The 23,400-nt window shown below is 62.2% G+C and carries 17 protein-coding genes and 2 pseudogenes; 10 read left to right on the forward strand and 9 right to left on the reverse strand.

Annotated features, from left to right (window positions below; genetic code table 11):
• Positions 1 to 308 precede the first annotated feature (308 nt).
• The 3 genes from HYG77_RS22020 to HYG77_RS22030 all read left to right on the forward strand — a co-directional run bounded on the left by HYG77_RS22020 (position 309) and on the right by HYG77_RS22030 (position 5,177).
• The gene (locus HYG77_RS22020) at positions 309 to 1,508 is read left to right on the forward strand and encodes an acyl-CoA dehydrogenase family protein (protein WP_105417946.1); all 1,200 of its coding nucleotides are present in this window, start codon (positions 309 to 311) and stop codon (positions 1,506 to 1,508) included.
• Positions 1,505 to 2,674: an acyl-CoA dehydrogenase family protein gene (locus HYG77_RS22025; protein ID WP_164065122.1), complete on the forward strand. Its 1,170-nt coding sequence runs from the start codon at positions 1,505 to 1,507 to the stop codon at positions 2,672 to 2,674. The genes HYG77_RS22020 and HYG77_RS22025 overlap by 4 nt, the downstream gene beginning before the upstream one ends.
• Positions 2,675 to 3,680: 1,006 nt before the next feature.
• On the forward strand, positions 3,681 to 5,177 hold the full coding sequence (locus HYG77_RS22030) for a carotenoid oxygenase family protein (RefSeq protein WP_244373033.1): 1,497 nt from the start codon (positions 3,681 to 3,683) through the stop codon (positions 5,175 to 5,177).
• Between the two features lie 430 nt (positions 5,178 to 5,607).
• On the opposite strand, the gene HYG77_RS22035 is transcribed toward HYG77_RS22030, so the two are convergent.
• The 6 genes and pseudogenes from HYG77_RS22035 to HYG77_RS22060 form a co-directional block, all read right to left on the reverse strand.
• The gene (locus HYG77_RS22035; protein ID WP_208960626.1) at positions 5,608 to 6,060 is read right to left on the reverse strand and encodes a hypothetical protein; all 453 of its coding nucleotides are present in this window, start codon (positions 6,058 to 6,060) and stop codon (positions 5,608 to 5,610) included.
• Positions 6,061 to 6,479: 419 nt separating this feature from the next.
• Entirely contained in the window at positions 6,480 to 7,076 is a 597-nt protein-coding gene (locus tag HYG77_RS22040; RefSeq protein ID WP_105417951.1) for a TetR/AcrR family transcriptional regulator, read from the reverse strand.
• A 56-nt stretch (positions 7,077 to 7,132) separates the two neighbouring features.
• A pseudogene (locus HYG77_RS22045) lies at positions 7,133 to 8,005 on the reverse strand (IS5 family transposase).
• A 128-nt stretch (positions 8,006 to 8,133) separates the two neighbouring features.
• On the reverse strand, positions 8,134 to 8,901 hold the full coding sequence (locus HYG77_RS22050) for a hypothetical protein (protein ID WP_105417952.1): 768 nt from the start codon (positions 8,899 to 8,901) through the stop codon (positions 8,134 to 8,136).
• A gap of 41 nt (positions 8,902 to 8,942) precedes the next feature.
• Positions 8,943 to 9,233 carry a cytochrome C oxidase subunit IV family protein gene (locus HYG77_RS22055; protein ID WP_105417953.1) on the reverse strand — a complete coding sequence of 97 codons (291 nt, stop codon included), beginning with the start codon at positions 9,231 to 9,233 and terminating at the stop codon, positions 8,943 to 8,945.
• Between the two features lie 2 nt (positions 9,234 to 9,235).
• Positions 9,236 to 9,829 (reverse strand): cytochrome c oxidase subunit 3, encoded by a 594-nt coding sequence (locus tag HYG77_RS22060; RefSeq protein WP_208960627.1) that lies wholly within the window; start codon positions 9,827 to 9,829, stop codon positions 9,236 to 9,238.
• Between the two features lie 378 nt (positions 9,830 to 10,207).
• On the opposite strand from HYG77_RS22060, the gene HYG77_RS22065 reads away from it, so the two are divergent.
• A complete protein-coding gene (locus tag HYG77_RS22065) occupies positions 10,208 to 11,158 on the forward strand; it encodes an IS110 family transposase (protein ID WP_244373037.1) in 951 nt (316 codons plus the stop codon).
• Between the two features lie 270 nt (positions 11,159 to 11,428).
• Here the strand turns inward: HYG77_RS22065 and HYG77_RS22070 are convergent, their stop codons facing one another.
• On the reverse strand, positions 11,429 to 12,076 hold the full coding sequence (locus HYG77_RS22070; protein ID WP_208960593.1) for a TetR family transcriptional regulator: 648 nt from the start codon (positions 12,074 to 12,076) through the stop codon (positions 11,429 to 11,431).
• Positions 12,077 to 12,302: 226 nt separating this feature from the next.
• Between HYG77_RS22070 and HYG77_RS22075 the strand changes: the two genes are divergently transcribed.
• The 4 genes from HYG77_RS22075 (at position 12,303) to HYG77_RS22090 (ending at position 15,242) form a co-directional block, all read left to right on the forward strand.
• A complete protein-coding gene (locus HYG77_RS22075; protein ID WP_244373029.1) occupies positions 12,303 to 13,052 on the forward strand; it encodes an SDR family oxidoreductase in 750 nt (249 codons plus the stop codon).
• Between the two features lie 290 nt (positions 13,053 to 13,342).
• On the forward strand, positions 13,343 to 14,209 hold the full coding sequence (locus HYG77_RS22080; protein ID WP_208960595.1) for an enoyl-CoA hydratase/isomerase family protein: 867 nt from the start codon (positions 13,343 to 13,345) through the stop codon (positions 14,207 to 14,209).
• A 42-nt stretch (positions 14,210 to 14,251) separates the two neighbouring features.
• A complete protein-coding gene (locus tag HYG77_RS22085; protein ID WP_208960628.1) occupies positions 14,252 to 14,476 on the forward strand; it encodes a hypothetical protein in 225 nt (74 codons plus the stop codon).
• Positions 14,477 to 14,597: 121 nt separating this feature from the next.
• Positions 14,598 to 15,242, forward strand: coding sequence for a PaaI family thioesterase (locus HYG77_RS22090; RefSeq protein ID WP_208960629.1), 645 nt, complete (start codon positions 14,598 to 14,600; stop codon positions 15,240 to 15,242).
• A gap of 87 nt (positions 15,243 to 15,329) precedes the next feature.
• Here the strand turns inward: HYG77_RS22090 and HYG77_RS22095 are convergent.
• A pseudogene (locus HYG77_RS22095) lies at positions 15,330 to 15,734 on the reverse strand (IS3 family transposase); the annotation flags it as partial.
• Between the two features lie 300 nt (positions 15,735 to 16,034).
• Here HYG77_RS22095 and HYG77_RS39765 point away from each other — a divergent pair.
• Positions 16,035 to 16,307, forward strand: a complete 273-nt coding sequence (locus HYG77_RS39765) for a hypothetical protein (RefSeq protein ID WP_244373039.1) — start codon at positions 16,035 to 16,037, stop codon at positions 16,305 to 16,307.
• A 1,920-nt stretch (positions 16,308 to 18,227) separates the two neighbouring features.
• Here the strand turns inward: HYG77_RS39765 and HYG77_RS22105 are convergent.
• A complete protein-coding gene (locus HYG77_RS22105) occupies positions 18,228 to 20,867 on the reverse strand; it encodes a PEP/pyruvate-binding domain-containing protein (RefSeq protein WP_208960631.1) in 2,640 nt (879 codons plus the stop codon).
• Positions 20,868 to 21,689: 822 nt separating this feature from the next.
• Between HYG77_RS22105 and HYG77_RS22110 the strand changes: the two genes are divergently transcribed.
• Positions 21,690 to 23,378, forward strand: a complete 1,689-nt coding sequence (locus tag HYG77_RS22110; protein WP_208960632.1) for an FAD-dependent oxidoreductase — start codon at positions 21,690 to 21,692, stop codon at positions 23,376 to 23,378.
• Positions 23,379 to 23,400: the final 22 nt, after the last annotated feature.

Below are 23,400 nucleotides of genomic sequence, written 5' to 3' on the forward strand. Positions count from 1 at the left end.
ACCCGTGGTGGTCAATCCGCATCCGGGGCACCCCGCAGAAGGTCGACGCGAGGGCGTCTGCCGCGTTCGCAACCACGATCGCGAAGGACTCAGGACGCGAAAGACTCAGGAATGGCATCACCATCGCGCGGGAGTCTTCACGGCTTCTTCTCGAAAACTATGCGACGCACCGTCATTCTTCGACACGTTTCGGAATCGTTGAGGGGTTCGAGGCCGTGACGCGCCTTCGTTCTTCATGTAGTATACAGTTTTGAATCAAGTTTCAAAAGCATGCGCTCGTGTCGAGTGTATGAGGACGGGAGAATGCTGTGGATTTCACCCTCAGTGCGCAACAGCTGGAACTGCAGGAGCGCGCGAAGGCGGCTGGAGCCGCCCTTCGTGGTAGGTCGGCGGAGTGGGATCGGTCGAACAAGGTGCCGTACTCCGAGGTCGTGGAGCATGTCAGGGCGCACGGGCTCCTTGGCCTGACGATGCCTACCGAGTACGGCGGCCAGGGACTGACCGCGATGGACTATCTGATCACCGTCGAGGCGATGTTCAGGAACTCGCAGTTCTGGGCGATCGGGGAGCCGCTGTTCGCCACAGCCGGACCGGGACCGTGCATGGTGATGATGGCCGAGTCGCAGACGACCCGGGACAAGTTTCTTCCGGACCTCGTCACCGGAGCAAGGCAGTGCGCCATTGCGCTCACCGAGCCGGATTTTGGGTCGGACTTGACGTCCCTCGTCACCACTGCAGAGCGAAGAGGCGACGATTGGGTCCTCAACGGCAAGAAGAACTTTGTGACCGGAGCAACGGTAAACCAGCTCTATGCCGTGTTCGTTCGGTTCGATGACATTCCGGGGCACCGAGGAATCGGCGCGGTCATCGTCGAAGAAGGCATGCCTGGTGTGACGATCGAGGCTGGCCCCGAATTCCTTGGGTGCCGAGGTATCCCTCACGGGGACCTGACGCTGGAGAACGTCGTGATTCCTGTCGAGAACATCATTCGGGGGCCGGGCAGCTTCGGTGACCTGATGACTGCCTTCAACATGGAGCGATTGCACAACTGTGCGTTCAACCTCGGCATGGCTGGCGCCGCATACGACGAAGCGGAGAGGTTCGTCCGCGAACGAGTCGCCTTTGGACGGCCATTGGCCGAGTTCCAGGCCGTCTACCACGCCCTGGTCGACATGTGGACGGACCTCGAGGCGCTGCGGCTGATGGCGCGAAATGCCGCGGCCTCGGCAATCGACGGTAACTACCCGCGGGCGTTGGAGACAACGGCCGCCAAGCTCTACGGCGCGCGAGTGGCCTCGCAGATCACGCTGAAGGCGCTGGAGCTCCATGGCGGCTACGGGGCGACCACGAATTACGCCATCGAGCGCATCCATCGGGACGTCGTGGCAACAATTGTGGCCGGCGGCAGCCCGCCAGTGTTGAGGAACGCGATCGCCGCGTTGATTCTTCCTGGCGTCAGCGTGTCACAGCGTTCTGCGGGTGCCCCCCAGATGGCTCCGGTCTCATGAGCAGCGCGATCTACGAGGACGTGCACGAGCAGTACCGCGACACGGTAAGGACTTTCATCAAACGGGAGGTCACGCCTCACTACGCCCGTTGGGAGGAGGAGGGTGGAATCGACCTGTCAGCGTTCACCGCCGCGATCAACGCTGGAATCTACGGACTTGGGATCCCGGAGAAGTTCGGGGGACCGGGCGAGACCGATGTGCGCTTCCGGATGGTGGTCAGCGAGGAGATGGCGCTGGCGAGAGCGACCACCTTCTCGATCGGCCTGGCGAACCAGGACGACATGGTTCTGGTCTACCTGCTGGACCTCGGTACGGACGAGCAGCTCGATCGCTGGATGCCTGGTCTTGCGGCGGGCGAGATTGTCGGAGCCGTCGCTATGACCGAACCGGAAGCGGGCAGCGATTTGCGGGGGATGTCAACGATGGCGCGCCGAGACGGTGACGAGTGGGTCTTATCAGGTCGCAAAACCTTTATTACGAACGGCACGATTGCCGGAATCGTTATCGTTGCGGCGCGCACGGTGAAAGACGATGGTTCTCTGGGCTTCAGTTTGTTCGTGGTCGAGGACGGCATGCCTGGATTCGAGCGCGGGCGGCCATTGCAGAAGGTGGGTCTGCACTCGCAGGACACCGGCGAGCTCTTTTTCAACGATGTGCGTCTACCACTGGAGAACCTGCTCGGCACGTACGGGACCGGGTTGTCACAGCTCAAGAGGCACCTCCCACGCGAGAGGCTGAGCACGACACTTGGCGCGGTTGCGGATGCTCGCGCCATCTTCGACCTGACCGCTGCGTACTGTTTCGAGCGAAAGGCATTCGGTCAGCCGATCGGTGAGTTCCAGAACACACGGTTCGCGCTGGCCGAAATGGCGACCGAACTGGACATCGCGGAAACCTATGTCGACAGCCTCGCCGTCCGCCAGAACGCTGGGACCCTGACGGCCACGGATGCGGCGAAGGGTAAGTGGTGGACCACTGAGCTCCAGAAACGGATCGTTGACCGATGCGTCCAGCTGCATGGCGGCTATGGGTACATGATCGAGTATCCCGTTGCCCGTGCCTTCATCGACTCGCGCGTGCAGACGATTTACGGCGGCACGACCGAGATCATGAAAGAGATTATCGGGCGTGACATCGCCTCGTCATTCAGCGTGCACAATCCCTAGATGCCACCGTCCTGACCAAAGAGGTGCCTTATGACGACGTTGACATCCGGCCCACTGCTGGTTGACCGGACGGACGGCATCTGTCGTATCACCTTCAACCGCCGCGGATATCCTCAACGCGCAGAATCCCGAGATGCTCGAGTCGCTGGGCGCGGACGAGCGAGTCGCGGCGGGGTTCTCGGGGAGGGGATGGCAGGACTCGCGGTGGGCGGATCAGCGGTCAAGGGGCGCTAGTCGTTCGCTCCTGATTCGAAGCCGGCCGCGAACCTTGCCCGTCTCTGTAAGCATGAGCCGTTCCGCGAGGACTTCGCGGACAGGCGGGCTGCGATTTGAGGCGCCGCCCCGACGGGTGCTGTCCCGGCAGGTCTTCGGAGTGCAATACGTGCATTCGAGCGGTACCCGATGCTTGGTCTGACTATCCTCCGTCTGGCATGAGGTTGTCTCAACGGCGCATGTGAGATGTGAAAGCAGCCAGCTCGGGGCCGATGCCTCGCCGTTCAAGAAGAAAGGGCCCCTCCTACTCCTCGTTGATCCGATTGCACGGGGGCCGGAGGCTCGAATTTAATGGCAAAGCCGATGACGGACCTCAAAACCTCTTCTCCAGCGGCCCATCGCTGAGAGGAATCCGCCGGCATGGTGCTTCTGCAGCCACCTGACGATCAGATTTGGCGGTCTGTGCCGACCATACCCCGCCGACTCCGGTGGCTTGGACCGTCTTGGCAGCATCCAGTGGCTGAAGTCCTCGCCCCTCGCCGCCGACAGAGCCGTTCAGCGAGGCGTGATCGATGATAGCGCTGAATTGCTCGCTGACGACCTAGCTCGCGGAGGCCACCTCAAAGCGCGAACTGCCCCGAGCGGCCGATATGTCGAAGGTCTTGCTCCGCTCATTCTGAACTCGTCGTGTTGACACGTGATCCTAGCCAGGAGCATAATTAAATCTAGATTCAAAAAATAGATTCAAGACTGAGGAGCGATGAGCATGCAGCAACGGGGAGTGTTCTGGCCCATGGCCTTCGAGGCCACTGTTCCGGAATGTCGAGTCATTGAGGGTCAGATCCCCAAGGACATCTACGGTGGGCTGTACCATAACGGTCCGACCGTTCGACGCCCTGCGCGTCAGGGTGTCGAGAGTGTCTTTACCACTGATGGCATGGTTCAGGGCTTGGTTCTCGAGAACGGCAAGGCGTCCTTCCGTAACCGGTGGGTAAGGACGCCCAAGTTTCTGGCCGAGGAGAAGGCCGGAGAAGCCCTCTTCGAGTGGGAGGACTGCGCGATCAGCCAAGACTGGCGTGCGATGGGTCTCGGTGACATCATCCGCAATGAGCAGACGCGTCTGCTTTCTCACAACACGGCATTGGTAAATGCTTTTCCCTTCGCTGGCGACATCTTCGCGGTTGGTGAGCAGGCCGGGGCTCCGCTTCGCATCGATCCAATAACTCTCGAGACCAAGGGTTTCCCCTCCTGGGGCAAGGACCTCTCACGGGGTATCCGTGAGCCTATCGACGAGAATGACGGCAATATGGCGCCGCACCCGAAGTGGGATGCGGACACGGGGATGCTGTATGCGTGGGGTTACAGCGACGTGCGCCCGTTCGTCACCCTTCACTGGATCAAGCCCAACGGCGATGTCCAGTCGCGTCCTATCCTCGATGCCCCGTACAACACCGTCGCCCACGACGCGTGGTTGTCCGAGAACTACTTCATTCTGCCGTTCCAACCGTTCACGCTCTCGAGCGAAAAGGCGAATAAGGGCCTTGGTGGGTACGGATGGGAAGTCGCCAAGCCGATCATGCTGGCGCTGATCAACCGCTTCGACATCAACTCGGAGATCATCTGGATCACTGCCGACTTGCCGCCGCAGTACATGATGCACATGCTGTCGGCTAACGAGATCGGTGACACGATCCAGCTCGACGCACCGTTGTTCGGGCGTCCGCCGTTCCAAACCGACGAGATGTCAGCACCAGGTGACCCTTTCATTCCATTCTTCCAGGTTGCGCCGAGTGTGCTTGGCAGATGGACGATCAACCTCGAGACACGAACAGTCACGAGTGAGGTGCTCGACGATGTCATGTGCGAGCTCCCGAAGATCGATGAACGGCACTTCGGCCGACCCTACGACTGGGGTGTTCTCGTGGGAGGCTCGCCCAGCGATAGCAGGCCAGGCGCGATGCGGATGGACACGCTGATTCGACGCAACATGCGCAGTGGGTCGGACAAGCGAGTGAAGTTGACCGCAAATCGCCACGAGTCCCCGTTCGAGCCGGCGTTTGTCCCTCGGACTGTAGACGCCCCCGAAGGCGATGGTTACCTCATCGTTCCTGTGTCCAAGTTCAAGGAGCACCTCGGCGAGTTCCAGATCTTCGATACGGATGACATCAGCACTGGGCCGATCTGTCGCATCGAGCTCCCGTTCCACATGGGATGGACTCCTCACGGGCACTGGATGGACTTTCGCAGCGTTCCGTCACCGCACATGCTCTCCGTCGAGCTGGAGAGCTGAACTCCCAGCTACGCTGGCGACGAGGCGGACGGCCACATCGAAGACCTGCGAGCCGACGCCCGAGGGAGCGGAGGGTGCGGCCACCCAGCGCCCTGCTAACGGAACACGTGGCGGTCGGTGGAGGCGGGTAGGTGGAAACCGGGGATCTCGTGGGCTGTCATCGGCCCGTGAGATCCCCGGCTTGTCATCGGGGCTCAGTCGACCTCGTTATCAACCTCTTTGAGGAATCCTCCGTTGAGCATGCGCTCGGCGTTCTGGACCAAGGTGTCGACATCCGCGTGGCTGCCACCATTCGGTGGACCAATTGAGCGAACCGAGGATGAGCATGCGTGCGAGCCGCTCGTCGACGCCCGGCCGAAGTTGCCCGGGAGTCGTGGACCGCATCGCTTCGGAGATGGAGACGCCCTCGTAGAAGTAAGAGGCACGCTCATCAAGCTGCTCGTAATCTCCTACCCGGTGTCCTTCCAATGCGTTCCGGCCAGTAGGGCTCTTCGAACCGCTTGGTGTAGGTATTCGCCTTGGCCATCAACTCGCCCATCTGGGTAGCGTCATCGAGGATCTTCTGCTGGCGTGGTGTGGGCTCGAATGGCTTGCCCTTCTCGATGCCGAGGGGCTTGAGCGTCGCCAGGAAGAAGCGGTCACGCTCGTGGACCGGCTCATTGGCGAGCATTTCCACCAGACTCTCCCAATAGGCCATGCCGCGCGGCGGGGTCTGGCTCCACTTGGCGCTGCCGGCTGGGTCCGCCTGCTCGCTGGGCGGATTCTCGCGCTCGCTCCAGTCATAGGTGCGCATCTGTGGAATCAGTTCGCGTATCGCACGCTCCCGGTCGCGATCCAACAGGCGCACGCCGAAGAGCACGGTATTGGTCGTGGACCGGGCCACAGCCCTTCAACCTTTCGCCTTCTCTGAGGCGTGTGCATCCCCCCAACGGGTGAGACCTCTCTCGTAGTCGTCGAGGGTGCGTTGCTTCAGCCGCCCCTGCGCTACCTTCACCCGCAAGCTGTCCAGCCACATTCGGGCGTAGTAACCGAACGGCAGATCACCGGCCTTCTGCTGCTCGGCCAGTGCGTTAGTGCCGCCGGTGTGCCTTGCGGCGTTCAGTTCGTCGGCTCGGGCCTGCGCTTCGTCACGAGTCGCGAACGACTTCTGCCGATTGCGGGTCTTCTTCCGGCCGTCAGAGCTCGACGGGTTTACCGGGACGGGCAGCCCGTAGGCGTCGCGCTCTCCTTCCTTACAGATTCTAATCAGTCGCTCGGTCGACGCGGCGCGCGCTCATCGGCTTCGCTCCAACGGGATACGGCCTAGGCCACGATCCCCCCGAGTATGTACCGGCGTACATACTCGCGCAGTTCAGCCTTGTCGTCGGTCAGTACGGCCGGATGGGTGACCAGCCAGAACATCTGATAGGTGATCCAGCGCACCGTGGCCGCGAGGTCGAGGTCCGAACGAACAACACCCTGTTCGGCATACCGGTGCAGGATCGGCTTCCAGGACGCCTCCCGGACCGCCATGATGCTCGCCGACTGAAAAAGGAGTTCGGCCGCACGTGGCGCGGTGCGGGGATCGAGCAGTTCGTGGAACAGTGGATATTTCGCGGCCACCTCGAGTTCGGTCAGGAAGATCTCGACGAGATTCTCGACCGAGGGGTGACGCCCGACGACATCGAGGAGCTCCGGCGCTTGGCGGACCTGCATATCCTCTATCAACATCGCGATGAGCAGTTCGTCGCGGCTCGAGAAATGCTTGTAGATGGTCTGGCGTGCGATGCCCGCGGCGCGGGCAACCTCGTCCATCGTGAATTTCGTCAATGTGAAGCGTAACAGCACATCTGGCGCGGCCGCTAGAATCCGCGCCCGCATGGGCAGCTTCCGCACCGCGGCATCGTCGTCGATGGTCACAGTGCTTGATACTACCCGTGCGGGGCGGGTGGTCCGGGGCGACTAGAGCGTGTCTGCTATTTGCGGACACGGTGATGGATAACGAGTGCCGCCAGGAGTACGCCACCGAGGTGGGTGGTGGCGTACTTGTCGTAGCGAGTGGCGATCGCACGCGATTGTTTGAGACGCCCGAAGCCACGCTCGACGACGTTGCGTTCGCGATAGCGGTCTTTGTCGAATACGGGTGGCCGACCCCCGGCGGATCCCTTGGCCTTGCGTCGACTGATCTGGTCGCTGCGTTCGGGGATGGTGTGCGAGATCCTGCGTTCCCTCAGGTGCTTACGGGTACTCGGATGCTAGTACGCCTTGTCCGCCAACAGTCGGAACGCTTCGGGGTCATGGGCGCGGTGAGCCTCGAGCAAGGGTGCAAGGTAGGGGTTGTCGCCTGCCTGTCCCGGCGAAAGCAACAGCGTCAGCGGGCAGCAGAAGGTGTCGGCGAGGGCATGGATCTTGGTGCTCAGGCCGCCTCGGGAGCGACCGAGCGCGTGGTCGGCGGGTTCGTGGGCCAGATTCCTGTCATTCGACCGAGCCCCCTGTGTGCGCATCGGTCAGTGCGCCGGCGGAGTGCTGGTGGGCGCGGACAATGGTCGAGTCGATCGAGAGCAGGCGTTCGAGCTGCGCGTCGTAGTCCGGCGCCGCCGCGCGCACGGCGGCGAACATACGCACGTAGGTGCCGTCGGCCGACCAGCGACGGTGGCGTCCCAAATCGACTGCCATGCACCGAAGTATTCAGGCACGTCCCGCCACGGTGACCCGGTCCGGAATCGCCAGGTGATCCCGTCCAGGGTCAATCGATGGTCGTTCCACGGACGTCCCTTGCGGCCGGATGGTGCAGGAAGAACGGGCTCGACCACAGCCCACAGGTCATCGGAGATCTCATCGGTTCGCAACACTCACGCAGCACCCCGCACCGGTCCTCGAACGTTTAGTAGACACGCCCTAGGTAGCTAAAACCCGGCTACGCCGCTTCTAGCTACCTAGTCGCTGTCATGTCCCGACAACATGTTATGCCACAATCTCATACCACAAGGGTGGATCCGGGCGACGACTGCGGGGCGTCCTCCGATTCCGGTCGGTTGATGGCCCGCAGTATGAAGATCATATTCGTTATGAACTGAAGGCCGAAGGAAATGGCCGGAACCCAGAAGCCGAAGATCCCACTCCAAGCGAACGGTCCTGACCGGAAGAACGGCACAATCACAACCGGGATGAACATTATCGGTACCCAGATATTCACGTACCCCAGCCAACGAGGGAACAGGGGCTGTTGCCGCTTGTCGCTGAAGATGGCGTAAGCGAACGCGAAGTTCTGCACCATGAACGGGGGGAACGGCATGATTATCAAGATCCAGCTCATGTCGTTGAGCATCATGGTCAACTCGGGCGAACGTTCCGGCCGGAACGCCGTGACGACGAACAGCAGTCCGGGCACCAGAAAGGTCAGGCACCCGAGCGTGCCACCGGCCAGCTGCGTGTACACGACGGTGGGATGCATGCCGGGGATCCGACGCATCTGCCCGGAAAAGACGGCCGTGAATGCCACATAGAACATCGAGGCCACCGCGACCAGAGCGGCGCCCGCACGGATAGCGTTCGCGTTCTCCCGGTAATGGGCGGCCACTTCGGCCTGCGACCACGACGTCGGCATCGGCGGCAGAAATCCCGCGATGACAAGGCCGGTGAACATAAACAGGATGCAGGCCACGCCACTCCAGGCGCATACCTTCTGGATAGCAGTGTGGTTCGTCGCTACTATCACATCGGCGTCATTGGGTTTGAACATCATTTCTCCTAACTCGACGAAAAGACTTGGTACACAGCGGGGGATCAAGCCCACAGATACATGCCGACGACCGCCGCGCAGACAATTAGGCAGTAGCCGTCGAACAGACCGCGCAACGGCAGCGGGGCATCCCGCAGTTCCATGAAATACATGCCGATGAATCGGACCTTGATAAAGGCGACGAGAAGAATCACGACGCCGATCAGTTCTCGGTAGGCGTCGGCACCGTGCGCGCTCTCGAAACCCAGCCACCACGACAGCACGGTCGCGGACACCAGTACCAACCACACGGCCGTTGCCTTGGTTCGTGCCAGCGCAGTCAATGTCGGAATCATCGCTACCTCACCAGATACAGCATTGGGAACAGAACGATCCACAGCAGATCGACCATGTGCCAGAAGCAGGCGCCACCTTCGAAGAAGGCGAATCGATGCTCGGTGATCTCGGGTTTACGTGCGAACACGTACAGCGTCACGAGTACTACCAATCCCACGATGAGGTGGAACCAGTGCAACCCGGTCAGCACGAAATAGAACATGAAGAAGTCATTGGTGGCCGGGGTGATCCCGTGACTCACTTTTTCGGCGTACTCCAAGACCTTCAACGCCGAGAAGAGTATTCCGCAAAAGATGGCACCGGCGATCAGGTGAGGCGCCAGCGGCTTCCGTTTCCGCACCGCCCGGACAGCGAGCACAACCAGCAATGAGCTCACCAGCAGCACCACCGTGTTGGCCGCACCGTAGTTCTGATTCAGCGCGACTTGCGACTGATCGAAAATCTCGGGCTTCTTCGCTCGGTAATAGAAGAAGGTGGCGAAGAGGACGGCGAAAATAGTCATATCACCGAATATGAAAACCCAGATGCCCACCTCACCTGGTACTTGGGGAACGGCACGAGGATGTTGCCGAGAATTTCTCGTTACTGTCGACATGATGCTTCCGCTCGAGGGTCAGGGGTTTCTACCGGTGTCTACTGTGTCCGCAGCCGTCTCGGAGTCGGCGTGCTGGGCGCGTCGGTACAGCAGCACGGTCCTAGATATGAATTGAATCACTATTAAGTATCTTGGCAGTCGACCGAGTAGGTGTCAAGCGTCACTTTTTGTCATTGTCGCCTCCGAGGTCACACCTCTGTCTACCGCGGTGCGTCAGGTGCGTCTCCGCGGAAAGCTGCCGGGCGTCGTGTGCGGCGCTAGGCCGTTGAGGTAACCCGTGCGGCTGTTGGCCCACCTGCACACGAGCGGGGCCTCCCCGCTCTCGTGGTTCCAGGCGAATGCTGGGTCTCAAGGTTCATCACGACGAAGGAGGCCCCTATGAACGAGTATGACGCAAATCAGCTCGTCGGGATCGATCTGCACCGGCAGCGGTCGGTAATCGTCCGCCAGGCAGCGGAGGGTGAGCAACTGTCGGCGGTGCGGATCGTCAACGATCCGGTGGCGTTGGGTCTACAGATCGAGAAGGCCGGCCCGAACCCGGAAGTGGTGCTCGCGGCCACCTACGGCTGGTACTGGGCCGTCGACGCCCTGCAGGCCGCCGGTGCGACGGTGCATCTGGCACACCCATTGGGTGTCAAGGGATTCCGATACCGGATGGTCAAGAACGACGTCCGCGACGCCGGTGACCTGGCGGATCTGCTGCGGATGAACCGGCTACCCGAAGCCTGGATCGCCCCGCCTGCCACACGCGAGTTGCGGGAACTGGTCCGGTACCGGGCGAAGCTCGTCGCGCTGCGCTCCGGCCTGAAGGCGCAGGTGCACGCCGTGCTCGCTAAGGCCGGCGTCCTGATCCCCGTGTCGGACCTGTTCGGTGTCACCGGCCGTCAGAGGCTGGCCCGGGTGCCGCTCGGGGACGCGTACGCGCAGCGGGTGATCTCGCTGCTCGAGCTGATCGACGACCTCGACGCCCACGCGGCGCGGTTCACCGCCCGGATCGCCGCCGAGCTGCGTGGCGCCCGCGGGTATGCGGCGATCCAGACGCTGCCCGGCGTCGGTCCCACCCTCGCCGCGGTGTTCGTCGCCGAGATCGGGGACGTGCACCGGTTCGCCGATCCCGCGCACCTGTGCTCCTGGGCCGGTCTGACCTGCTTTCGGATGCACTCTGAGGAGTACATCGACTCTGCCGTCACCGTCGGTTCCCGGATGCAGTTCGGCAAGGTCACCAGCTTCAGCAGCAACCACAGCACCGCCGATAACTTCGCTGGCCACCCGCCGTATATGGCACTGGGCCGATCTGTCGCATCGAGCTCCCGTTCCACATGGGATTGACTCCTCACGGGCACTGGATGGACTTTCGCAGCGTTCCGTCACCGCACATGCTTTCCGTCGAGCTGGAGAGCTGAACTCCCGGCATCGCTGGCGACGAGGCGGAGGGCAACATCGAAGACCTGCGAGCCGACGCCCGAGGGAGCGGAGGGCGCGAGCCACCCAGCGCCCTGCTAACGGAACACGTGGTGGTCCGTGGAGGCGGGTAGCTGGAAACCGGGGATCTCGTGGGCTGTCATCGGCCCGTGGGATCCCCGGCTTGTCATCGGGGGCTCAGTCGACCTCGTTATCGACCTCTTTGAGGAATCCTCCGTTGAGCATGCGCTTGGCGTTCTGGACCAAGGTGTCGACAGACTCTCCGCGTGGCTGCCACCATTCGGTGGACCAATTGAGCGAACCGAGGATGAGCATGCGTGCGAGCCGCTCGTCGACGCCGGGCCGAAGTTGCCCGGCCGTTCGCACGTCCCTGAACAGCTTCCTCCACAGCACCGCGTATTTCTGCTGCTCGGCGAGTTGCCGATCGCGCAGCTCGATGGGCATTTGGGCGGCATTGCGAATCGCGGCCATTGTGTAGTCGGACTCGGTCAGAATGAAGCGTAGGTGCTGCTCCAGTGCGATGTTCAGGCGTTCCGCGGGTGACACGCTGCTCGCAGCTTTGAGGGCCTTGCGCACATGGTCGTGCAGGTGTGCCATTCCCTGCCAGATGACCTCTTCGATCAGGTCCTCGCGCGATTCGAAGTAGTAGTAAATTGCTGGTGCTTGACACTCGGCGCGGTCGGCGATATCGCTCAGGCGAGTTCCGGAGAAACCTTTGCGGCACAAAATGTGCGCCGTGGCATCCAAGATCCGGGCTCGGGTCTTGGCGGACTTGGTCGTCGCTACGGGAGCGCTGCTGGCATTGTTCGTCGCGAGGCGTGGCACAAACCCGATTCTAACTGCCCTTCTACGGTCGTGACTGCGACACCCTGGTTTTGTTGACGATCCCGGTCACATGCACCTATTATTTTATCTGAATTAGATATTTCCGGGAATGTTGGTCCCTGTTCAGTCAGCCCGTTGCGTGCTGTGAAGTCGTGATGACGCGCGGTGTGTTTCCTGTGCCGGACGATCCTCGAGTTTGGAGTGAGAAGAGAAGATGGTGGAATCGATGAGCTGGACGGTTGTCGGGGGGGCGTCGGGCGGTTTGGGTCGGGCCATCGCTCGTAGCCTGGCGGAGGACGGTCATGACGTCGTCGTGGCGTATCGAGGCAATCGTGCGGGCGCCGACGAGACGGCGGAGCTCGTCCGTTCGAGTGGTCGAGGGGTGATGATCGAGCAGGTTGATCTCGCGATTCCCGACGAGGCTCGGGCCTTTGCGAGCCGAGTCGCGGATGCGGGCGCCGTGCGAGGTGTCGTCTACGCGGCGGGCCCGGTGATTCCGATGTCGTTCATCGCCAAGACTGAGCTCGAGACCTTCTCACGCGTGATCGACAACGACCTCAAGAGCTGCTTCAACTTGGTGCAGCCTTTCCTGCCGATGCTCCGTGCTTCGTCGGGTGCGGTGACCGCCATCGTCACACCGGTGATCGAGCGGTACAGCAAGATGGACCTGATGTCGTCGGCTCCCAAGGCGGGGGTTCAGGCATTGATCAGGGGCATCGCCGGCGAAGAGGGGCGATTCGGCGTTCGCGCGAATGCTGTCGGCGCCGGCGTCATCGAGGGGGAGGGCATGTTCGACAAGTTGGTGAAATCGGGGGTCTTCACGGAACAGGGCCTGGCCTTGGCGAAGTCGGAGACGACCCTGGGTCGGTTCGGGGACGTGACTGACGTCGCCGAGGCAGTCCGATTCCTCATGTCGGATCGTGCCGGCTGGATTACCGGCCAGACTCTCAACGTCGATGGAGGGTACGGAGTCTGATCGCCGGACTCGGGTGGCTCGTTGTCGGGGGTGCGAAGACCTGGCCCTCTGTTCGGGCAGCACCGCGCCGACCCGAAGTGAGCGGCCCAGGTCCTCCGACGGCGACCGTGCGGGCATCGCTGGTCCTGATCGGGCGTGTCGAAGATGTGGTTCGGATCATCGACCATGCGGTGGTGATCGCGTGGGGGGTTCGAACGAATGCTTCTGTTCGCCCAAAGTTTAATGTACAGTAAAATGTCTCGGGAGCTTCCCCGGTTCGCCGGAGCCCCCCGCGCGAGGAAAGGCTGGCTATGTCGGAGGAACTGCACGTGTCGGTGGATGAGCACGTCGCCGTGCTTACGGTCGATCGTCCGCTCGCCAATAACTCACTCGGAGGGTCTCTGTTGAGGGAACTCTTGGACGTCTCAGCCGAGCTCGAACGTGACGACAGCGTTCGTGTCATCGTCACGACCGCGAACGTCTCGGACGGCGCGACGGCGTGGAGCCCCGGCGTCGACTTTGCCCAGCTGGAGGGCAAGCTCGGTCCTGGCGCGGATGCGGATGTCATGTTTTACGGCGGAGTGATGCAGGGTGATCACGCCTCGCTCGGTGTCTCGGCTCAGGCTCGACGTTTCGACCCGTTGGGGCCGGGCCGATGGATCCTTCAGATGCTTGACAACTTTCGGAAGCCGACCATCGCGGCCATCAATGGGGCCGTGGCTGGCGGAGGTATCGGATGGGCTGGCCTGCACACCTACCGCATTGCGGGTGAGTCGGTGAAGTTCAAAGCTGCGTTCGGCACACTGGGATTCGGCCCCGACATGGGAGCGAGCTATTTCGTCACCAAGCTGATGGGACAATCGGCGGCGACGGACTTCTTGCTGCGGGACCAGCCGATGTCGGCGGAAGATGCGCACCGTGCAGGCTTCGTCAACCAGGTGGTTCCTGATGGTCAGGTGCTCGAGCACTCGCTGAAGGTTGCCAGGGATCTGGCGCAGCTGCCGCCGCTCGGGTTGCGGGCGACGGTTCGTGCCTTGCGAGGTGCGGAGACGAATACCCTGGCCGAGCAGCTTGGCCTGGAGTGGGACAACCAGCGCATTACCTTTGCCACCGAGGACGCTGCCGCGGCCTTCGAGGCATTCACAACACGCACGAAGGGGACGTACGTCGGCCGTTGACCGGAGGTAATCCGGTCTTCATCCACGATTCGAAGGAACACCATGCAGGGCAGTGAAGACAAGGACGCCATCGTCGTACGATCGATCCTCGAGCGGCGCGCCGAGCCGTCCCGCGACGATGTGCCGACGGCGCCGAGCATGCGCATCCCCAAGTTCGGCGCTGTTGCAGGCGCCGGCATACGGGATGCGGGATGCGGAACTCTCCGGTATTTGTTTGACCCGTCGAGGCCTCAACCGGGTAGATTCCAGGAGTCCTCGCGTGAGTGAGGGATTCGTAAAGTCGCCATCTGAAAGGGTCGGCCGAGGGGCAGGGGACGGCGAGGACCTGGAGGGAATCGGCCCGGTACCAACGATCGCCTGGGGGCCCTTGCTCGGTCAAGCGATAACCGTGGCAGAGCAGGACGTCCCGGGCGATCTTGTCGATAGACGACGCGCGGTCCGCGATCTCGGTCGGGCGCTCCGCGCCCTCGGGACCGCCTCGGTCATGTCGGAGGTGCCCACCAAGATCCTTTGCCAGGCAAGGCTTCTGGTCGCCGAGGCCAGCTCGATCCTAGGCGCGACGAGCCGGCAGGCCGGTGTGCCCTCCTCGGTCGACGACCCGTACAACGGCGTAAGAATGTTTTCACCAATGACCGGGGAGGGGAGTCCATTCGTTGCTCCGTTATCGTTCGAGACTGTCGACGGCGTGGCCAGCGCCACCTGTAAGTTCGGTGAGGCATTCGAAGGCCCGCCGCACCACGTACATGGCGGGATCTCGGCAATGCTAATGGATCACGCGCTGGGGCATGTCGTGGCAGACTCAGGCAAACCGGGCCTGACCCGGAAGCTCGTCGTCCAATACTTGCGCCCCGTCCCCTCCGGGATGGAGCTGCTCGTGCGCGGGCGAGTGGTCGCCAGCGGGGACGGCGATGTCTTCGCTCAGGCGTGGATAGCCACCGCTGCTGAGCCGGGGACGCGACTGGTGACGGCGGATGGGAACTTCCGCCTGCTGCGGCCCGAGCAGGCGGCGAAGCTTATGAAGCAGTTCGCCTGACTCGAATCGACTGGCTTCTACTTCTTGCGATCAGGGCGCCGTTCGCGGCGTAGGCGTCGGCCAGCCCGGTATCCGAGATGCGTCCGCGGCGCAGATCGGGTCGACCCCGAAACGGGAAAGGTGAGCGTCGATGTAGTCGACGATCACTGCAGTCGGCGTGGGGGTACCTCCCGCTTGTGGGGGACGACCTCCGCCGCCGCGTTAACGCGCTCGCGGCTTCAATATCTCGTTGGCTCTGCGTAATTCGGCGACTTCTCGGCGAAGCCGGGTAACCTCGGCCGATACGTCTGGTGCCGAAGACGATGCGTCGGGGGCCTGGCGGCTCTCCTCCCGCTCGGTCCAGTTCCGCAGCGGCGCCGGCGCGATGTCGAGCAGCTCGCCGACATGGCGACGGGCTGCGACCTTCGAGCCTCCGCGCTCGTCGATCCGGTCCCGATACATCCGGACGGCGCGCTCCTGGGTCTCGGCGTCGTACTTCTTCGGTGCAGGCATACAGCATTCTCCTTGTTAGAGCAGGGGCCTCCACGTCGTCCAGGACGGTTCAAACGCAACACGAACCCGACCTCACACGGCCACTGGGGATACAAGGCACACCTACGCCACCGCACTCATTGGCGCCGGGGTATCCCTGCAAGCACTTCTCGGACACGTCTCGAGCCGAATGAGTCTGCGTTACGCCCACCTCTTCGACAGCACCGTGCGCACCGAATACGAATGCGGCCTGAACCTGGCGAAAAGCCACATCGGGCCGATGCCCACCGGCCGAACCCAGCTTCCGATCACCGACGGCGGATGGAAGGACGCACCGGCGATCAATTCGCGCGTGGCCGGCGGCTACTGCCTGCGGGCACCCGCGCAAGGCTCTTGCCCTTACGCAAACATCTGCGAGCACTGCCGAGCTTCCATACCGACTCTATTCACCCCGGAGCACTCGCTGCACAACGCGTGGACGCTCACGATCTCGCCGAAGATGCGGAAAAGCCCGGACGGATCGACGAGGCGAAGCGGCACCGCACCCTCGTGTCCCGACTCGACGCGCTCATCGCGCAATCGGAGACCGCATGAGCGAGAACGCCCTGGTCAGAATCGAACGGATCGCGCCGAACTCGCCACCACGGGACAGCCGATCACCTTCACCGCCGTCGCCGAACAGGCCCAGGTCGGCCGGGCGACGCTCTACCGGGACAAGCAACAACCTCACCCCGGTCGAGTTCGAACAACGCCTGATCGCGTCGCCTATGCTGTCAATTGCCGCATAAAATCGGGTGGCCACTACCGAGGGGCAACCTCAGATGTGGCGCTTCCTGTGTCAGACCACCGACTGTGACCCGGGCGTACCCTCGCGAGCAGGTCGACGGTGTGAAATCCACGACACACCCAGTTGCTGCAGGGGAGCCTCGACATAATTTGGCTGGCGCTTGCCGGTCGCGCCGGAGCCTAGCGACAGCACTGTCGGACGCAGCACCCTGCTACGACTTGTCCGTGCGCTTCCGGACCCGGTGTCGGGCGGTTGAAGGTCCTCGGAGTCGAAAACTTCGCCCCTCGACGACGGCACCGGCATGGGACCGTCCTGATCGACATGGCCACCTGCCGTCCCGGTGACGTCCTCACCGACGGGAACGCCGATACCTTCGCCGACTGGCTGACCGCGTACCAGGGCACGACCGTGGTGCCGCGTTCGCGACGGCACGTACTTCGAAGGGGCGCGCACGGGCGCCCGACGCAATCGAGGTCGGCGACCGCTGACAGCTGTGGCACAACCTGGCCGAAGCCGTGGGGAAAACCATTGCCACCCATCACGGTTATCGCCGCGTCAAGGTTGCAAACGTTCCCGAACGGCACCGAACTCAACGCCGCGGAGGACTCCCGGCGGACCGCCGAACAGGCGTAGACCATGCGTCGCGAGTAAACCGTCCTCATCGCCTGCACCCAGCAGGCTACGAAGCGGTCGCCGCGCTCAGGCCCAAGGGCAAGTGGATCAAACCGATAGCGTGACCCCGGGCTCGCTAAGAAAACCGTGCGTCCGCACTGCCGTCGGCAGCGTCGCCAACGGCTGGCCGGGTAGGTCGGCGCACCGGGTTGGACGAGTCCACCGTTCGTCGGCACGGCCGATGGAACGACGTATGAACGACCGCCCTGAGCCTTGTTGGACGAGATTCGGGCCTTGGGCTATCGCGGCAGCTACGCTACCGTCCGCGACTACCTCCGCCGGTTCCGCAAGATTGGTGCCCCCCGCCAGCCACGCCCAGAGTTCCGGAGGTTCGGTGCGTCGCCTGGTAAATCCTGCACGGGGAGGACATCACCGACGACGAGCAGCTCGGACTCAGACAAGTCCTCGCCAGCTGCCAGCACCTCGAGACCACCGACGCGCTCGTTACCTCGTGTGTCGAGATGCTGACCGGCCGTCACTGCGACCGTCTCGATCTTGGAGGGCGGCCGTCTCCTCGAACGATCTGCCGAACCATGCATCGATTCGTCCGGGGAATCGGACGCGACCGAGCAGCGGTCCTCAACGGGCTGACCTGCCCTACAACCGGCGCTGTCGAGGGCAACGTGACATCGAATCAAATGCTCGAGCGACAGAAGTATGGACGCGCCGTCATTGGCCTCCCGGGCATGCGAATACTCGTCAGCACTGACGCACTCAGGAAACATCACGGAGAAGGAGCCAGAACCTCCTACACCCGGGCCGGAGAGGATGCGTCGCCGGCGACGCCGGTCCGGCAACTTGTACCGAGCCATGCGCACCATAGCCATCACCTCGAACGGTCGATACATGACCGGCCGGGGATGCAACGCAACCGCGCTGCGGGCACAAGTCAGAACGACGCTTTGCGCTGCTTGGAGATTCGACGTTTGCGGCGGCGGGCCGGGAGGACCCTCTGGGGCGACTTTAAGTCTATTGCCCTGCCCGGCCAGCTGACATCCCGCCCATCGGCACGTCGGACCAGTCACTCCTTCCCTGTTTGAGGAGTAACGTGCGCGTCACGCGTCCTCGAACTCCGCAGGCGAGGCGGCGCGTTCGAGAATTTCGACGGTTCCAGAACTGCCGTTGACGCGAATACGGTCACCCGTCTTGATGGTGCGGCTGCCGCTTCGGGTGTTGACGACGCACGGCACCCGAAGCTCGCGGGCCACGACCGCAGCGTGGCTAAGCGCTCCGCCGATGTCCACGACAAGGGCGGACGAGATGAACATCACCGAGGACCAACTTGGGTCGGTTGTCGGAGTCACGAGAATCTCGCCGGGTTGAACCACGGCGAAATCAGGCTCGTAAAGTACGCGCGCGAGTCCCTCGACAATACCGGCACTCACACCTATGCCGTCAATGGTCATCCCGCCCTCGGCGGTTAGCTCGTCATCAGCGCAGGTCGGCTCGGGCATGCCCTTCCAGTCACTCGGGATGGACAGCGCTGCGTACGCATCCCGGCGCTCGCGCCGTTGGCGTACGAGCGACCTCACGTCACTGGGAATGTGTTCGACCTCTGTCGTAGTCAAGTAGAAGATGTCGTCGGGGTGCTCCAAAGTGCCAACTTCAACAAGCAGTGCACCGAGCCGCCGCGCCGCTGCTCGGGTCCCGTCGAGTCCTTGCACCAGCGACCGCTTTGCCGCACCGCGCAGCGGAATCCGTGTGGCTGCGAGTTTTAGCAGGAGCCGAACGGCGGGTCTTTGCCATCTCGGCGTCGCAGCAAGCAGCTGTCGCGCCGCCCTACCGGCCGCGATGTGGTGATCCGCCTCGCGAAGGCGAGGATCCTCATCGTCGTCTTGGCGGGCATAGGTCTCGATCAGTGTCCGCAGCGGCTCAGGATTCTCACGCCACACAACACTCGATATTTCGCCCTCCGACGGACCGTGCATTCCATGCCGCGCCACGACCTCGTCAAAGTTGAGCTCGTTGCGTGACGCCTTCCAGACGTCGGTGACGAGTCCCGAGACCTCAGCCCCACCGGAGCCGCTCAATGCCGAGATGTCCACTCCAGCACGCTTGGTCAGTCGTTCAAGAATGTCGTACACCGGAACGATGCCTGCAAGGGAGCCGACGACCTGGGTGTCCAGGGCTCGGTCGAAGTGCCGTGTGGCGACGCGGAAGTTTTCGGTCGCCTCGGCGACCGTCGACGCTTTGGACACGCGCTGAAGATGCGGTGCGTACCAGGCGTCGACCGCTTTGACGGTCTCCCGGATCTCCTTGGTAACGGTCATGAATGTCCAGGGGAATCTACCGGCGATAATGGGCCATCGACGACGTGTGGGATTCGCCTGCCAACCGTCGGGAACACGACCAAGGATGGATATGACGATGTCCTCGCTTGACGTGCCAGGCATACGGTCGCCCATTGTGCCCATGTATTCGACCTGGATGGTGGGGCGGCCATAGAACACACGGAAGTTGTGGCGGTCGGCGTCATCAGTGAATTCCGACTCTGCCCGAGACAGAACACCGATACGGAATGCGGCCTTCAATGCGGACTTCTCGAGCGTCCGGTGCCACAGCGTCCAGTTCAGGGGAGTTAGAACCCCGGGCATCGCCTCGCCGAGGTTAGACGTGGTCCAATGAAGGTTCGGAGTGCTCGACGAGTGCAGCGGATCCCATCGTTGGGGAGTGGTGAGGTCCGAGTCGTTACCGGATTGGGACTGCTTAACCGGGGGAACGGGTTGCGATGCCCAGACGGTTTCCGGCCTCGCCTGCAGGAGCTGCACCTGTGAGGACGGTCCGGACCCGGCAATTGCCCACTCGACGTCCATCGGGGCGCCGAAGGCCGCCTCGATCTCTCGTCCGAGTTCGGCGATCCTGCACACTTCCTCGTTGCTGAGGGACCAGTCCGCACGCTCGCCGGGCGAGACTTCTTCCTTGCGAACCTGCTGACTCGCCTCATCGAAGCGGTACGCAATCTGCTTATCCCCGATGACGCGCTTGCGTAACCCAAGAGTCTTCTTGTCGACCCAGAAGGAGTCCGGCGTGACCTCCCCGGCTACGACGGCTTCGCCGAGCCCGTAGTTCGATTCGATGTACAGCGCGTCGCGGTCACCGTTGGCCGGATCGAGGGTCATCATGACTCCTGCCGCACGAGCTTGTACCATCTCCTGAACGACGACCGCCATGGCTACATCCTCAGGCGGAACTCCCAAGCGGGCCCGATAGGCGATGACACGCGGGCTGAAGAGGCTTGCCCAGCACCGTACGATATGGGTAATAACCTGGTCTGCCCCCTGCACCCAGAGATAGGTGTCCTGCTGTCCAGCGAAAGAGGCGTCTGCACGATCCTCGGCGATCGCGCTGGACCGCACGGCGACGGGAGTCGGGGACAAGCCCAGCCCGCAGTATGCATCTTCGATAGTCGTGCGAAGCTCATCGCTGATGAGCGCTTCCGTGAAGAGCGCGGAAATCGCCTCAGACACGGCTGTGAGATCGCCCTCCGGGTCGGCTCCGCGAAGAGCGGCCTCGATGTGCTCGTTGATGCCTGCTGCCTTCACCGCCGCACGGTATGCGTCGGTTGTAACGACGAAACCGGGAGGTACGGTCATGCCCGAACGCATAAGCGCTCCGAGTCCCAGCGCCTTGCCTCCGACCTCCGGTGCGACATCCTCTCCGCACTTCTCGAGCGGCATCACTGCGATGACGTCCATGAACCTCTGCCTTCTGTCTGAGTTTACGATTGAAATGTCGTCGCGGGGTGACGTAATCTCACCTTCGCCGCAGTCGGGTGTCGGGCGCTACCGGATCGGCATCTCACCGCGTGTCTTGGTGCGCTAATTACCCTGGGGTCCGCCAACTCCTCGCGATTCCGCGAAAGGTTGGATCTGCTCTACTGCTTAGCCAAAGCATAACCCAGAGGATGCGGTCAATCCAGGGATTTTCTATCTCACTTTAAGTTATCGTGGAATGGCCTGATGAATGGTTGTACTGTAGGCGTCACCGACTCTTCGCGCCCGATCGATTCCGCTGTGCTTCAATATGTTTCGATGCCTCAGGCTCGGTCAAGCACGGTTGCATTTGCGACCCGCAGGAGCCTCTATGAAGTTGGGTGTCGCGGACAATGAGGTGCCGGGCTACCCCGGCCCACGAACGCAGAACGCCCGGCGAGGCGGTTTAGTTGGGCCGGTCTGGGAGAGATTGTCGACGGTCGGGTCGCGCGTCTGCGCCTACCTATGTGTCATTCGGCGTGCATCCGTTTCGAGAAGCCCCGCCTTGGTGAGCCCGGAGCCAGTGCGACGGCATTCGGTTTGGCCGACATCTCCGTGGACGTGCACTTTGGAGGGCTTTTGCCCTCGTTCACCAGGCCTGGGCCGGCCCCGTACGCCTGTGACGTCTGCGAGGAACCTCAGTATTGACACTCGAATGTGAGGCAGTTAACATGGACGACATTACAGACAACGTAGTTTGTCTCGGCGTATCGGCTGGAGTCACGTAGGCGCCGGCCCAGGGGGATGTAAGAGAGGAGTAGTGTTTTGGCGCACGTTGTCACCCAACCCTGCTGCAATGACGCAGCATGTGTGTCGGTCTGTCCCGTCAACTGCATCCATCCGGCGCCGCATGAGCCGGGTTATGGCACCGCGGAGATGCTGTATATCGATCCGGTCTCCTGCATCGATTGCGGCGCATGTGTCGAGGTATGCCCTGTGAGTGCGATCGTGGCCGACATCGATCTGACGGATGAGACGGCTCCGTACGAGGAGATCAACGCTGCATTCTATTCGAACAGGAATTTCGAGGACGCGAATGTTGTTCTGGCACAGACAAAGAGAGTAGATTCGGACGAAAAGCTCCCCCCGCTGAAGGTGGCTATCGTAGGTTCCGGCCCGGCGGCATGCTATACCGCAGAAGAGCTTCTCTTGCGCCGCGATCTCGCGGTCGAGGTGAACATGTTTGAACAGTTGCCCACTCCGTGGGGCCTGGTCCGTTACGGCGTCGCTCCCGATCATCAAGGGACGAAGGCGGTTGCTGGGCTGTTTCAGCGGACCGCAGGTCGCAGAGGCATGGAGATGTTCCTCAATGTCACTGTCGGGAAACATGTTACGCATGAGGAACTGCTGGAATCTCACGACGCTGTGGTTTATGCGATCGGTGCTTCCGGGAGCCGCCAGCTTGATATTCCCGGCGAACAGTTACCCGGTAGCCACAGCGCGACTGAGTTCGTCGCGTGGTACAACGGACATCCCAATTTCGCCGACAGTGTGTTTGACCTTTCCGCCGAACGCGCTGTTGTGATCGGGAACGGCAATGTCGCTCTGGATGTCGCCCGTCTTCTTGTCAGCGAACCGCAAGATCTCGCTAAGACGGATATGGCTACACATGCCGTCGAGAGGCTCGCTGGGAGCAATATCAAGGAAGTAGTCGTCATGGGACGGCGAGGACCGGCGCAGGCGGCCTACACGACTCCGGAACTTTTGGCGCTGAGCCAATCGTCGAGCTTTGATGTCCACGTAGACATGGACGAGTCCGAGCTGGATGCATACTCGCGCGCCGCTACCGAGGGGAATGACCCCATCGCGACGGTCAAGTTGGGGATTCTGAGGAAGCTCGCGGCCTCCGCTCCCAGTCCCGGCAAGAAGCGAATCGTCCTACGCTATCTCGCGTCCCCCTTGGAGGTATTGGGAGATGACCACGTAGAGGGCTTGAGAATCGCGCACAACGAATTGGTGTCCACACAGGATGGACGTTCGCAGGTTCGGCCTACGGGGGTCGAGGAGGACATCGAGTGCGGGCTCGTTCTGCGCTCGATTGGGTACCGAGGAGTTCCAACGGGACCGCTTCCCATTGAACCGGTGAGTGGCACTATTGCGAACCGTGGCGGCCGTGTCATCTCGGAAAGCGGAGACTGTCTGACAGGGGTCTACGTCGCGGGATGGATAAAGCGCGGTCCAACGGGCGTGATCGGCACCAACAAGAAGTGCGCAAAGGACACCGTCGAGAAGATCATCGAGGATCACCGCGCGGGGCGCCTCAACGCACCTGTTCGTGCGCAGGAAAACTTGCGACAACTGATATCTGAGCGACAACCGGACTACCTGAACTTCGCGGGCGCGAAATCTATTGACGCGCACGAGCGAAGTCTGGGGAGGGAACGAGGAGCTCCGCGAATCAAGCTCATCGATTTGAATGAGATGCTGAGCGTTGCGGAAAGGCCAAATGTGTGAATCAACGTGATGCACAGAAGCC

The sequence above is a fragment of the Rhodococcus sp. ZPP genome (assembly GCF_017656075.1).
GTDB classification, from domain to species: Bacteria; Actinomycetota; Actinomycetes; order Mycobacteriales; family Mycobacteriaceae; genus Rhodococcus_F; species Rhodococcus_F oxybenzonivorans.

Bases quoted from the DNA above. Each gene is read 5' to 3' on its own strand.
- HYG77_RS22065 (WP_244373037.1), top strand. From the start codon at position 10,208: ATGAACGAGTATGACGCAAATCAGCTCGTCGGGATCGATCTGCACCGG.
- HYG77_RS22030 (WP_244373033.1), top strand. From the start codon at position 3,681: ATGGCCTTCGAGGCCACTGTTCCGGAATGTCGAGTCATTGAGGGTCAG.
- HYG77_RS22050 (WP_105417952.1), bottom strand. From the start codon at position 8,901: ATGATGTTCAAACCCAATGACGCCGATGTGATAGTAGCGACGAACCAC.
- HYG77_RS22085 (WP_208960628.1), top strand. From the start codon at position 14,252: ATGCAGGGCAGTGAAGACAAGGACGCCATCGTCGTACGATCGATCCTC.
- HYG77_RS22105 (WP_208960631.1), bottom strand. From the start codon at position 20,867: ATGGACGTCATCGCAGTGATGCCGCTCGAGAAGTGCGGAGAGGATGTC.
- HYG77_RS22080 (WP_208960595.1), top strand. From the start codon at position 13,343: ATGTCGGAGGAACTGCACGTGTCGGTGGATGAGCACGTCGCCGTGCTT.
- HYG77_RS22060 (WP_208960627.1), bottom strand. From the start codon at position 9,829: ATGTCGACAGTAACGAGAAATTCTCGGCAACATCCTCGTGCCGTTCCC.
- HYG77_RS39765 (WP_244373039.1), top strand. From the start codon at position 16,035: ATGGAAGGACGCACCGGCGATCAATTCGCGCGTGGCCGGCGGCTACTG.
- HYG77_RS22055 (WP_105417953.1), bottom strand. From the start codon at position 9,233: ATGATTCCGACATTGACTGCGCTGGCACGAACCAAGGCAACGGCCGTG.
- HYG77_RS22025 (WP_164065122.1), top strand. From the start codon at position 1,505: ATGAGCAGCGCGATCTACGAGGACGTGCACGAGCAGTACCGCGACACG.
- HYG77_RS22075 (WP_244373029.1), top strand. From the start codon at position 12,303: ATGAGCTGGACGGTTGTCGGGGGGGCGTCGGGCGGTTTGGGTCGGGCC.